This window comes from Micromonospora lacuserhaii (assembly GCF_036902735.1).
Taxonomy (GTDB): Bacteria; Actinomycetota; Actinomycetes; order Mycobacteriales; family Micromonosporaceae; genus Micromonospora.
On the sequence record NZ_JBAKHO010000058.1, the window covers coordinates 1 to 12,019 of the forward strand.

The window sequence follows — 12,019 nt, forward strand, 5'->3', positions numbered from 1 at the left end:
CTCGGCCGCCGGGGCGCGGGCGCTGCGGGCGGTCGGCGGGCTGCTGGCGCTCGGCGGCGCGGCCGCCGTCGTCCTCGCCGTCGGCCGCGAGCTGGACGCCGGGGCGGAGGGGCTCGGCGGCGTCCTCGCCGGACTGCTCGCCGGGCAGATCTGGCCGCTGGTCACCGGGCTCGGCGCGATCACGGCCGGCCTCTACGCGCTCGCCCGCCGGCCCGCCGCGGACTTCGCGCTGGCGCTGGCCGGGGCCTGCCTGGCGCTCTTCGCCGGCGTCACCAACGCCGCCGTGCTCGCCCGGGCGGTCGCCCCGCTCCCCTGGCCCGGCACCGCCGCCCGGGTGCTGGTCACCCTGGTGATCGCCACCGGCGCCGGTGCCGTGGCCGCCGGCGTCCTCCGCCTGCACGCCGCGTCCCGGCTGGCTCCTGACCCCGCCGCCGCCCCCGAGCCCGCCACCCCCACGACCTGACCCCCGTCAGGGGCGGCGAGCGGCGCGGGGGTCGAAGCCGTACGGCAGTTCCAGGCGGTGGCGGGCCAGCAGATCCACGTCGGTGAGGATGTCGTGGGTGGGGGCGTCGGCGACGATCCGGCCGGCGTCGAGGATGACCGACCGCTCGCACAGCTCCGCCGCGTACGGCAGGTCGTGGGTGACCATCAGCAGGGTCACCGGCAGGGCCCGCAGGATCTCCGCCAGCTCCCGCCGGGCGGCCGGGTCGAGGTTGGACGACGGCTCGTCGAGCACCAAAATCTCCGGGCGCATGGCGAGCACGGTGGCCACCGCCACCCGGCGGCGCTGCCCGAAGGAGAGGTGGTGCGGCGCCCGGTCCCGATGCGCGCTCATCCCGACGGCGGCGAGGGCCTCGTCCACCCGCTGCGCCAGCTCCGCGCCGCGCAACCCCAGGTTGGCCGGGCCGAACGCCACGTCCTCCGCCACGGTGGGCAGGAAGAGCTGGTCGTCCGGATCCTGGAAGACGATGCCGACCCGGCGACGGATCTCGGCCAGGTCGCCCCGGTCCTTCGTCACCGCCATGCCGCCCACGCTGACCGACCCCTCGGTCGGGGTGAGGATGCCGTTGAGGTGCAGCACCAGCGTGGTCTTGCCGGCACCGTTCGGCCCGAGCAGCGCCACCCGCTCGCCGCGCGGCACGGTCAGGTCCACCCCGTGCAGGGCCATGTGACCGTCCGGGTACGCGTACCGGACGCCACGGGCGTCGAGGGAGGCGGTGGTCTGCACATCCCCGATGATGTCAGCCCGCCCGATCATGACAGCACGGCGGCGGTCGCGGCGATGCCGACCGCGACCAGCGGCACGCTCGCGCCGGCCAGCCACTGCCCGGTGGTGGCCGCCCCCGCGCCCTGCCAGACCGCCGGCATCCGACCAGTGTAGCCGCGCGACACCATCGCCAGGTAGACCCGCTCGCCGCGCTCGAAGGCGCGCAGGAAGAGCGCGCCCACCCCGGCGGCGAACCCGCGTAGCTGCCAGAGGAAACGCGGGTCATCGCCCCGGGAGACCCGGGCCACCCGCATCCGGCGGGCCTCACCGACCAACACGTCCAGGTAGCGCAGCATGAACGTGGCGATCTGGGTGAGGATCTGCGGGCAGCGCAGCCGGTCCAGCCCGAGGATGAGGTCCCGGGTGGTGGTGGTCGCGGCCAGCAGCAGCGAGGCGAGGACGCCCAGGGTGCCCTTGGCGACGATGTTCCACGCGCCGTGCAGGCCGTCCACCGAGAGGCTGAGCCCCGCCACCTCGGTCCGCTCCCCCGCGCCGAGGAAGGGCAGCGCGACGGCGAAGAGCACGAACGGCAGCTCGATCGTCGCGCGCGTGAGCAGCCAGCGGGGGCCGACCCGGGCCAGCGCGGCCACCGCGGCGACCAGCAGGGCGTACCCGCCGAAGGCCCAGAACGCCTCGCGCGGGGTGGCCACCACGGCGACGGTGAATAGCACCATCGCCGCGATCTTCACCTCGGGGGCCAGCCGGTGCACCGGCGAGGTCGACTCCCGGTAGAGGACGTGCGCGTGTCCCGCGCCCATGCCGCGTACCCCCGCTCAGCCGGCGGTGCCGGTCGGCTGCCGGCCCTCGTCGGCGGCTTGCCCCTCGTCGGCGGCTTGGACGCCGGCCTCGGGGCGGTCGTCGGCGGGGCGGTCGTCGGCGGGGCGGTCACCGGCCGCGGGGGTCGCCGGGCCGCGGCGGCGGAGCAGCCAGAAGGCGCCGCCGCCGATGGCGAAGGTCAGCAGGACGCCGAGCACTCCGGAGAGGCCGGTGGAGAGGAACCGGTTGTCGACGCCGCGGATGCCGTAGCCGGCCAGCGGCCCGTCGGCCAGCTCGTGGTCCCGGGACTGCTGGGCCGGGCAGGAACCGCCGGTGATCTCTCCGTCGGCATTCACCGTGCAGCCCTTGAGCAGGGAGGAATCCAGCCCGTCCGGGTGCGACGAGGCGTAGTTGCTCACCACGCCGGCGACCAGCAGGGCGACCAGCAGGCCGACCGCGACGAACCCCCGGGTACGCGTCCTCACCGGACACCCTCCAGGGTCGGGACGGGGGCCGGCCGGGCCGGCCGCAGGTTACGCAGGGCGTAGACCAGGTCGGGGCGGACCTTGGCCACGCTGACCACCGTGGTCGCGGTGATCAGGCCCTCCCCGATGCCGATGAGCAGGTGGACACCGGCGACCGTGCCGGCCAGGCCGGTGAGGTTGCCGCCCAGGTCGGTGGTGCCACCCAGCCAGTACTGGAACACGAAGCCCTGGCTGGCGACCAGCACGCTGACCAGCGCGGAGACGAACGCGGTGACGCCGAGCCCGGCGGGGGTGCGCGGCAGCACCCGGAGCAGACCCGCGATCAACAGGTACGCCGCCGCGGTGCCGAGCAGCGCCATGTTGGTCACGTTCAGGCCGAGCATCGCCACCCCGCCGTCGCCGAAGACCAGGGCCTGCACGATCAGCACCACCGCCACGCAGAGCGCGCCCACCCAGGGCCCGACCAACAGCGCGGCGAGCGCGCCGCCGAGCAGGTGGCCGCTGACCCCGGCGGTGAAGATCGGAAAGTTGATCATCTGCACGGCGAAGATGAAGGCGGCGACCAGCCCCGCCATCGGCGCGAGCCGATCGTCGAGGTCGCGCCGGCCGCGCAGCACGCAGACCGCCAGCGCGGCGAGCGCGACGGCCGCGAAGATTCCCGCCACGGGACCGTTGATGATCCCGTTCGAGATGTGCATCGCCAGGGTGTCCACCGGCTCAGCTTATTTCCACGACCTCCTTGTTGCCAAGAAGTGGCAACAAGCCATGGTGTTGATCACCGCCGGTCCCGGCGCGCGTCATCCGGACCGTCACCCGCCGGCGGTATGGTCACCGCCATGACCGCGCCCGACCGCCTCACCCCCGGCGACCCCGCCCCCGACTTCACGCTCCCGACCGACACCGGCGACACGCTCTCCCTGGCCGACCTGCGCGGCCGCCGGGTCATCCTGTACGCCTACCCGGCCGCGATGACCCCCGGCTGCACCAAGCAGGCCTGCGACTTCCGCGACTCCCTCGCCTCGCTCCAGTCCGCCGGCTACGAGGTCGTCGGCATCTCCCCGGACAAGCCCGCGAAGCTGGCCAAGTTCCGCGAACGCGACGCGATCACCTTCCCGCTGGTCGCCGACACCGACAAGGCGGTGCTCACCGCGTACGGGGCGTACGGCGAGAAGCAGATGTACGGCAAGACCGTGACCGGGGTGATCCGCTCGACGTTCGTCATCGACCCGGACGGAAAGGTCGAGCACGCGTTCTACAACGTCAAGGCGACCGGGCACGTCGCCAAGCTGCGCCGGGACCTCGGCCTGGACTGACGCACTCCGCCGCGAAGGGCCGCTCGCCGTCGCGCCGGTGCGGGTGTGCGCCGGTCCGAACGTCGCACGCCGTCACCTGGCAAGCCTTTGCGGGCTGATCGGGAATGCCGTGCGCCCCACCGGGGTCCGCGCTCACGGTCAGGTTCTGCCTACACGTCGGGTACCGGCCTCAACATCACCGCGGCCGAACGCTCTAGACTCTCTGACGCCGGCGGGAGTGGCGTAACGGCAGCCGCGGTAGGTTTAGGTCCTATTGTCCGAAAGGACGTGGGGGTTCGAATCCCCCCTCCCGCACCCAGCACCCATGTCAGGCGCATCACGATCAGGCGCCTGCGCCGGTGGCGTCGGGCGAGGATGGCCGGCGTGAGTCTGCGCTTCGTCCTCGACCCCGACCTGACCCCCGAGCTGCGCAATCAGATCGTCGCCCTCTGGGTCGACGTCACCAACGCCGGCGGGGCCGTCGGCTTCGTCGCCCCGGTCACCGCCGACGACGTCCGGCGCACCGCGGACCCGACCTTCGCCGGGATCGCCGAGGGCCCGGACCGGCTCCTGCTCGGGTACGCGGGCGAGCGGCTCGTCGCCGCGCTGATCTTCTGCGACAACCGGTTCAACCTGAAGGCGCACTGGTGCGCACTGAAGCGGGTGATGGTCCGCCCGGACACCCAGGGCCACGGGTACGGCATGGCGCTGATGCGCGAGGCCGAGCGCCTCGGCCAGGAGTTGGGCCGGGAGGCGCTGCACGTGACCGTCCGGGACGGGCTGGGGCTGGACCGGTTCTACCGGCGGCTGGGCTACCGGGAGATCGGGCGGCTGCCCGGCGCACTGCGGGTCGCCCCCGGCGACGACCGCGACGAGATTCTCATGTGGCTCGACCTGGCGGCGGACGTCACTCGCCGACCGTGAGCTGGTCGCCGAGGGCGACGCGGCCCGTCCCCACCGGAACGAGGTGAAGTCCGAAGAGGAGGTCCTGCCGGACGTTGCGGTGCCGCGCCAGGGTGCGCAGCGGCTCCTTCCCGCGTACCCCGGTCTCTTGGTCGGTGGTGGTGACCACGCAGCGGTCACACGGCCCGGCGGCGCGGAAGCGGACCCCGCCGATGCGCAGCGGCCGCCCGGCCCAGTCGTCCTCGGCCCAGGCGGGCGCACCGTCGACCACCAGGTTGGGGCGGAACCGGGCCATCGGCACCGCCTCCTCGCCGGCGTCGGCGAGCCACCCGTTGAGCGCCTCCAGGGAGGCGGCGCTGGTCAGCAGCAGGGGGTAGGCGTCGGCGAAACTGACCTGTTCGCCGGTGTCGTGCTCGCGTTCGCCGGCCGCGATGTGGCGGGTCGGCCGGGCGAGCCAGACCAGCCGGACCGGCCGGTCCAGGAACGCGCCGACCCAGGCGTCGGCGCGGGGCCCGGCGGGGAGCGCGGGGACCGGCAACTTCCGGCTCCGGAAGGTCCGCACCGGGACGGAATCGCCCCCGGCCGGCTCTGGCACGTCGAGGTCCGGGTGGCCGTCGGCGCGCAGGGTCAGGCCGCCGTCGCGGGCCACCGCCCGGAGCCCGACCAGGCCGACGGCCTCGCGCTGGGTGACGCCGACGCCGTCGGCGTCGACGATCATCCAGCGCCGGTCGCCGGCCAGGCCCCAGGGCAGCACCTCCGCGCCGTCGTGGTCGAGCCGGTGACAACCCTTGACCGGGTACGTGTGGATCGCGCTCAGCTGCACGCGCCTACCATGCCACGCCGATGCCGTCCCCTGGGTACCAGTGGTTGACCGGGGTCTCCCGGTAGGCGAGGAACCTCCGGCCGGTGCGTTCGGCATGTTCGGCGAGGACGTTGGTGGTGGTGACGTTGTCGGTGAGCAGGATCGCGCCGGGGGCCAGCTTGTCCTCGACGGCGGCGAATTCGCGCCGCTCGTGGGCGACGCTGTGGTCGCTGTCGTGCAGGAAGAGGTCTACCGGCCGATCCAGCGCGGCGATGGAGGCGATCGAGTCACCGATCACCAGGTCGACCACCTCTGACCAGGGCGGGACCTTGGCCAGGTAACCGGCTTCGGGGTTGATGTCCACCGAGGTGACTCGGCCGGGATGCCCCTCGGCGGCGTTGCGCAGCAGCGCGGCAGCGAGGACGACGCTCCCGAGTCCCTTGTCGACGCCGGTCTCGACGACGTGCTTCGGCCGGGAGGCGCGGACGATCGCGTACCAGCCGATGCGGCGGGCGTAGCGGATCTGCTTGTCGGCGAGGCCACGGCGGGCAGAGCCAGCGACCGCCTGCTGGAGGTGCTGCCGCAGGTTGTCGTCGGACTCGATCTCGTCGAGGTACGCGCGGACCTGCTTGACAGGCACGTCGCAGACGACGCTGACGAACCAGGCGAGGTGGTTACGGCTGAGCGCAGTCAGGTCGTAGGTGTAGTTGTGGTACTCGCGGGACTGGACCAGCCAGCGGGCCGAGGCGCCCAGCACCTTCGCGTCGTGTCGGGCGACCGTGCGGAGTCGCTTGGGAAAGGCGGCGACCGGGGCGAGGCGGGTGCGGGCGATGGCCCGCACAAGCTTGTTTCGATCCACGGGAGCGTTCTACCAGCCCGAGCGGCCCGGCGGTAGGAACATTCTCGATCCGTCCGGAACAGCGGGCGACGGTCGGGCCAGCAGATCGAACCTCCGGGCGGCGATGACCGAACGGTTGAGGGTACACGAGCTTCTCGACCGGTCAGTAGCATCGCCACCATGCCTGGTGTGGAGCATTACGTCGAGCCCGACACGGAGCTCGCAGGGATCGGCGCCGAGACCCCGGCCCCGGGTGGGAAGCGGCGGCGTCCTCGCCGCTGGCGTCGCACCGCCCTCGTCAGTCTGTTGGTGGTGGCGTTGCTGGGTGGCGGTGGAATAATCGCCGGCGGCATCTACCTGCGCTCCGTGGAGTCCGGCATCGAGCGGGTCGAGGCCTTCGCCGACGTCCCGGAGGCCGAGCGCCCGCAGGTGGTCCCGGCTGCCAGCGGCGCGATGAACATCCTCATCCTCGGCAGTGACTCACGGGACCCGGCGAACAGCTCCGGCTCGCGCACGGACACCATCATCCTGGCGCACCTGCCGAAGGACCGGTCCAGCGCGCAGCTCACCTCGATTCCCCGGGACACCTGGGTGAGCGTGCCGCGGTCGAAGGACGGCCGGCGTGGGGGCCGTGACGCGAAGATCAACGCCGCGTTCGCGTGGGGTGGCGTCCCGCTGATGGTGCAGGCGCTGGAGAAGTTCACCGGCGTACGGATCGACCACGTCGCGATGGTGGACTTCGCCGGTTTCAAGGAGATCGTGGACGCTCTCGGTGGCATCGACATCACCGTCGATGAGAGCTTCACCTCGACGCACTCCCTGAACGCGGACGGCCGGCGCACGTTCCAGGCCGGCCAGCAGACGATCAACGGGGCCGCCGCACTGGACTACGCCCGCGAACGGTACGCCTTCGCCGACGGTGACTTTGCACGCATCCGCCACCAGCAGCAGGTGATCAAGGCGATCCTGGACAAGGCGTCGTCGGGGGGCGTGCTGGCCAACCCGGGGAAGCTCAACTCGTTCATCAAGGCCACTGCGGACTCCGTCTCGGTGGACCGGTCGATGTCCATCTTCGACCTGGCGATGGAGCTGCGGCACCTGCGTAGTGGCAACCTGAACTTCTACACCTGCCCGACGAAGGGCACCGGCCGGATCGGCACCGAGAGCGTCGTGCTCGCCGACCAGGCGAAGGTTCGCCCCTTCTTCGACGCGGTCCGCCGCGACGCGGTCGACGAGATGACCCGAATCGCCGAGCCGTCCTGACCTACTGCAAAACACCCGTCCGGGCCTTCCAGCCTCGGCAGGGCTGGCCGTATTCTGCACGCGCCCCGGCAGCTTCAGCGTGTCGCCGCGGCATCACGGGGGAGAGGAAATGGAGATGTCGCACCAATGGGTACCGACGCAGCTTGTCGTCGGCGCGCCCGCGTCGGAGCACATGCCGTACGGCGTTGCGCCGGAGGCCGCCCCGCCTGCCGAGGGCCCGGATCCCGCCGCTACCGCAGGGTCGGACGACGAGGACGACTTAGGGCTGGACACCACCAGCGTTCTGCCGTACGCGAGTTCCCGCACCTCGAAGCAGACGCGGTCCCTGCGGGCCTGGATGGTGACCGCGCCGGTGGACGTGGCCGCCCTGCTGACCCCGCTGCTGCTCGACGACGCCCACTGGCGGGGGACACTGAGCATGGCTGGCCTGACGGTGGCGCTCTTCGGAGTCGGGGGCCTCTACCGGGCCCGGCGGCACCTGAGCATCCTCGACGAGTTGCCCGGCCTCAGCGGGCGGCTGCTCACGGCCGCGGCGGTCGTTGCGATCGCCGCCGCGATGCGCAACGAATCCGCCGCGCACGTCGGGAACTTCATGCGCGGCGTGCTGCTGTCCGCGATCCTGGTCCTGGTCGGCCGGGCGATAACCCGTGCTCTCGTCGTCATGGCGCGCCGTCGGCGGTGGGTGGAGCACAACGCAATCGTGATCGGCAGCGGGCCGATCGGCGTGGAACTGGCACGCCTGCTGCGCCGCTACCCGCAGTACGGTCTGCGGTTCGTCGGCTGCGTCGACAGCAAGCCGGACCCGAGCGGCCGACTGCCGATCCTGGGCAGCCTCAACGACCTCGAACAGCTGGTTCGTCTGCTGCACACCGACGTGCTGATCCTCGCCGACCCGTCCTGCGCGGAGTCGACCCTGATGGAGATCCTGCGGCAGCCCCGAAGCGCGAGCTGTGACCTGTGGGCCGTGCCGCGGCTGTGGGGTTCCCGCTCGTACGCCGGCAACCCGGACCACATCGGCGCGATCCCGATCGTCAAGATCGGCGACATCATCCTCTCCGGACCCCGATGGGCACTCAAGCGGGCGTTCGACCTGTTCTTCGCAACGGCCGCGCTCGTGGTCCTGAGCCCGGTCATGCTGCTCTGCGCCGTCGCCGTGTTCCTCGAGGGCGGCCGGGGCATCTTCTTCCACCAGGAGCGGATCGGCCGGGACGGCCGCCCCTTCAACGTCATCAAGTTCCGCTCGATGCGACCGGTCAACGAACTCGAGTCGCAGACCAACTGGTCGATCGCCCACGACCGCCGGGTCGGTCCGGTCGGCCGGGTGCTGCGCCGGACGTCGCTCGACGAGCTCCCCCAGCTGTGGAACATCGTGCGCGGTGAGATGAGTGTGGTGGGGCCACGCCCCGAGCGGCCGTACTTTGTGGAGAAGTTCTCGGCCGAGTACCCGAACTACGCGATGCGGCACCGTGTTCCGGTCGGCCTCACCGGGCTCGCCCAGGTCAGCGGCCTGCGCGGGGACACCCCGATCTCGGACCGGGCCCGCTTCGACAACTACTACATCGAGAACTGGTCCCCCTGGATGGACGTCAAGGTGCTGCTGCGCACCGTCGCCGAGGTGTTCCGGGCCGGCGGGCGCTGACCTGCGCCGACGCCCGGGGCCGGACACCGTCTGTCCGCCCGGTCGCCCCGACGTGGGATCATCGTCCGTCCACGTGTCACGGGGAGGGGATCCATGGCCCACCAGGGCAGCGCGCGGCCGTACGCCGCCGTCACGCGACGGACCGCCCTGCTGAGGGGCGGTGCCGTCGCCGCAGGGCTGGGCACCGCGGCGCTCGGCGGCGCGGCCGCCGCGGGCGGGCTCTCGTCCGGTGACGGTGCCGTGGTCGACGTCCGGGACCACGGCGCCACGGGTGACGGCACCACCGACGACACGGCTGCGCTCCAGGCGGCTCTGGACACGGTGGGCGCCCGGGGCGGGATCGTCTTCCTGCCCCCCGGCGTGTACGTGACACGCGGTTTGACCCTGCGCTCCCGCGTGCACCTGCGCGGCGCGGGTGGCGACTCGACGGTGCTGAAGCTGCGGGCGGGAAGCAATTCGGCGATCCTCGAGTCGGAGGGCTTCGACCGGCTGACCGGGACCCGGTCCGACGCCGGCATCAGCCTGTTCAGCGTGCGCGACATCACCCTGGACGGCAACAAGGCGCAGAACCCGGAGGGCGGCTACGGGCTGCGGATCTACGGGTACGGCTACGAGCTGACCGAGGTGATCGTCCACAACTGTCGCAACGACGGCATCGTCAGCGAGTGGGGACCGAGCGCCGCGCTGCCCGCGCCGTCACATCAGATGGAGGCCCGGCTGACCGCTGTGCGGACACACGGCAACGACGGCCACGGCGTCAACTTCCAGGGTCCGCACGACTCGATGCTTCTCAACTGCGTGACGTTCGAGAACGCGGGTGCGGGCTTCCGCATCGCCGGTGACGCGATGGGCACCCAGATGGTGAACTGCCACGGCTGGGGGATACGGCAGAACGTCTCGTTCGACCTGGCGGCCACGAGCGTCGGCTGCGTCAACTGCTACGCCGACCTCAACGGCGGCGTCGGCGTCCGGATCTCCCGCAACGACTGCCGGTGGATCGGCGGCTACATCCTCGGCTACAACCAGTCGCAACCGAACGCCGAGATCGGCGTGCAGTTCGCGCCGGGCACGCAGCCGGAGGAGCCGTCCGGCTGCCTCGTCGACAGCAAGATCGTCAACTGCGGCACCGCCGCCGTCGACTTCGGTGCCGACCGGGGCCGTTCGTCGGTCCGAGCCAGCCTGTCCCAGCCGGGCGCGCTGACGGAGGACGGCGGGCGGATCCCCGGCACCGGACGCGGCTGGATCGGCCGGCCGGCGCCCACCACCGAGGTGGAGATCACCCAGGGACTCGGGGATCCGGAGAAGAACCTCGTGGTTCGACCCGCGTTCGACCTGCGGGCGCAGGCGACGCCGGACCGCCCGCAGGACGGCAGCGTCCGCGTGTTCGCCCGCGAGGTCGGCGGCCGGACCCAGTTGTGCGCGCTCTTCCCGAACGGCAGCGTGCAGGTGCTGGCCGGCGAGCCGTGACGACGGCGGTCGTGGTCTCAGGCCGGCGCCGCCGTGACCGACGACGTCCGCGACTCGGGCGCCACCTCGGCGGCCTCCGACCCGGCCCCGTCGGCCGGGGTGGACCGCATCCGTACCAGGAACCACGCCGCGACCAGCGCCTCGCAGACCACGAGCTGGATCACCAGGTCGGACAACTCGGCGGCCCAGACCAGCGCCACTGCCACGCCGCCGAAGGCGATGACCCGGGACCCGATGGCGGAGACGAGATACCGCCGCGGCCGAGCCTGGATCATGTGCCGCACCGACATCCAGGTCGACACCGTGAGCAGCAGCTTGTACACGCAGTACCCGGCGACCACGGCGGTGCCGACCGCGGCGAGATCGGCGGCTAGCAGTCCGCGGACCCACTCACTTCCGACGACCACCGCGGTCACGGCCAGCCAGGCCACCAGCGTGAGGCCCCGGGTCGCGGTCACCCACCGGGCGCGCCGACCGGCCACGATGTCCTCACGGGTGCTCGCCGAGAGGACCACGTGGAACGGACCGAACGCCAGGTCGAACGCCCGCACCACCACCACCGCCGTCTGGCCGGCCACCGCACCCGCCACCGAGGGCAGCGCCACGGTGTAGGAGAGGTCGACCAGCGCCGCGACGCAGTACACCGCGCCGGCCGAGAGGCTGGCCCGCGCCCCGGGACGGACCCGGCCCCCGGAGCCGGTGCGCGGGCGCAGCACCACCCAGGTCAGCACCAGGAGCTGCGCCGGCAGCGCGGCGACGTCGACGCGTACCTCCGAGGCGACGAACGCCGCCCCACCCAGCAGCGTCCCGATGGCCGTCAGCTGGGGAAGGAGGTTGGCCCGCGCCGGTCCTCGGGTATTCGCACAGGCCCAGAACAACGCCTCCACGGGCAATTGCAGGAGCACCGGCGCGATCACGAACAGGCGGTCGTTGAGGCTGCTGTCCGGCAGCGCGACGGAGACCGACAGGAATGCCACCAGGCCCACCGGCAGCATGGTCAACGCGGCGACCCGCTTGGCCCAGCTCTCGACGTTCCACGCCAGCGGCACCACGCTCGCTGACAGCGGCCGACCGACCAGCGCCTCCATCAGGGTGTACGGGATGGCGAGCAGCGTGCCCTGGAGGGCGACCAGGGCCAGCCGGTCGCCGTCGGCCCAGGAGGCGAGCAGGAACAGCGAGATGCTGGACAGGCGGGTGAGCGCCTGTACGGACACCTGTGACCGCTGCAGTCGCGCCACCGTCGAGGTGAGGACGTGCACGGATCACCGCCTTCTGGGTTCGTCGGGGGCCGGGCACCGGGCGGTCCG

At 72.4% G+C, this 12,019-nt stretch carries 12 protein-coding genes, 1 tRNA gene and 1 pseudogene; 7 read left to right on the forward strand and 7 right to left on the reverse strand.

Features of this window, described 5'->3' with window-relative positions; translation table 11 throughout:
- Positions 1-463: pseudogene (locus tag V6U81_RS25060) on the forward strand (hypothetical protein); the annotation flags it as partial.
- Positions 464-469: 6 nt separating this feature from the next.
- Here V6U81_RS25060 and V6U81_RS25065 read toward each other — a convergent pair.
- From V6U81_RS25065 to V6U81_RS25080, 4 genes are read right to left on the reverse strand one after another with little or no spacing between them, the layout of a single operon-like run.
- Complete coding sequence (locus V6U81_RS25065) at positions 470-1,240, reverse strand: energy-coupling factor ABC transporter ATP-binding protein (RefSeq protein ID WP_334492757.1); 771 nt, start codon at positions 1,238-1,240, stop codon at positions 470-472.
- Positions 1,241-1,254: 14 nt separating this feature from the next.
- On the reverse strand, positions 1,255-2,025 hold the full coding sequence (cbiQ, locus tag V6U81_RS25070; RefSeq protein WP_334492710.1) for a cobalt ECF transporter T component CbiQ: 771 nt from the start codon (positions 2,023-2,025) through the stop codon (positions 1,255-1,257).
- 15 nt (positions 2,026-2,040) lie between these two features.
- Positions 2,041-2,508 carry a PDGLE domain-containing protein gene (locus tag V6U81_RS25075; RefSeq protein ID WP_334492712.1) on the reverse strand — a complete coding sequence of 156 codons (468 nt, stop codon included), beginning with the start codon at positions 2,506-2,508 and terminating at the stop codon, positions 2,041-2,043.
- Complete coding sequence (locus V6U81_RS25080; RefSeq protein WP_334492714.1) at positions 2,505-3,221, reverse strand: energy-coupling factor ABC transporter permease; 717 nt, start codon at positions 3,219-3,221, stop codon at positions 2,505-2,507. Before V6U81_RS25080 ends, V6U81_RS25075 begins: the two co-directional genes overlap by 4 nt.
- 123 nt (positions 3,222-3,344) lie before the next feature.
- Here V6U81_RS25080 and bcp point away from each other — a divergent pair, with 123 nt between their 5' ends.
- The 3 genes from bcp (at position 3,345) to V6U81_RS25095 (ending at position 4,724) form a co-directional block, all read left to right on the forward strand.
- Positions 3,345-3,821 (forward strand): thioredoxin-dependent thiol peroxidase, encoded by a 477-nt coding sequence (bcp, locus tag V6U81_RS25085; protein ID WP_334492716.1) that lies wholly within the window; start codon positions 3,345-3,347, stop codon positions 3,819-3,821.
- 211 nt (positions 3,822-4,032) lie between these two features.
- Positions 4,033-4,115: transfer RNA gene (locus tag V6U81_RS25090), tRNA-Leu, on the forward strand.
- 69 nt (positions 4,116-4,184) lie between these two features.
- Positions 4,185-4,724 (forward strand): GNAT family N-acetyltransferase, encoded by a 540-nt coding sequence (locus V6U81_RS25095; RefSeq protein WP_334492718.1) that lies wholly within the window; start codon positions 4,185-4,187, stop codon positions 4,722-4,724.
- Here the strand turns inward: V6U81_RS25095 and V6U81_RS25100 are convergent.
- Both V6U81_RS25100 and V6U81_RS25105 read right to left on the reverse strand, forming a co-directional pair.
- Complete coding sequence (locus V6U81_RS25100; RefSeq protein WP_334492720.1) at positions 4,708-5,526, reverse strand: MOSC domain-containing protein; 819 nt, start codon at positions 5,524-5,526, stop codon at positions 4,708-4,710. The genes V6U81_RS25095 and V6U81_RS25100 overlap by 17 nt on opposite strands.
- Positions 5,527-5,530: 4 nt before the next feature.
- Positions 5,531-6,364: a class I SAM-dependent methyltransferase gene (locus tag V6U81_RS25105; protein ID WP_334492722.1), complete on the reverse strand. Its 834-nt coding sequence runs from the start codon at positions 6,362-6,364 to the stop codon at positions 5,531-5,533.
- Between the two features lie 159 nt (positions 6,365-6,523).
- Here V6U81_RS25105 and V6U81_RS25110 point away from each other — a divergent pair, with 159 nt between their 5' ends.
- From V6U81_RS25110 to V6U81_RS25120, 3 genes are all read left to right on the forward strand, one after another.
- A complete protein-coding gene (locus V6U81_RS25110) occupies positions 6,524-7,606 on the forward strand; it encodes an LCP family protein (RefSeq protein WP_334492724.1) in 1,083 nt (360 codons plus the stop codon).
- Positions 7,607-7,943: 337 nt separating this feature from the next.
- Positions 7,944-9,245: a sugar transferase gene (locus V6U81_RS25115; RefSeq protein WP_420884082.1), complete on the forward strand. Its 1,302-nt coding sequence runs from the start codon at positions 7,944-7,946 to the stop codon at positions 9,243-9,245.
- Positions 9,246-9,338: 93 nt separating this feature from the next.
- Positions 9,339-10,712 (forward strand): right-handed parallel beta-helix repeat-containing protein, encoded by a 1,374-nt coding sequence (locus V6U81_RS25120; protein ID WP_334492726.1) that lies wholly within the window; start codon positions 9,339-9,341, stop codon positions 10,710-10,712.
- Positions 10,713-10,729: 17 nt separating this feature from the next.
- Here the strand turns inward: V6U81_RS25120 and V6U81_RS25125 are convergent, their stop codons facing one another.
- Positions 10,730-11,926 (reverse strand): hypothetical protein, encoded by a 1,197-nt coding sequence (locus V6U81_RS25125; protein ID WP_334492727.1) that lies wholly within the window; start codon positions 11,924-11,926, stop codon positions 10,730-10,732.
- Between the last annotated feature and the right edge of the window lie 93 nt (positions 11,927-12,019).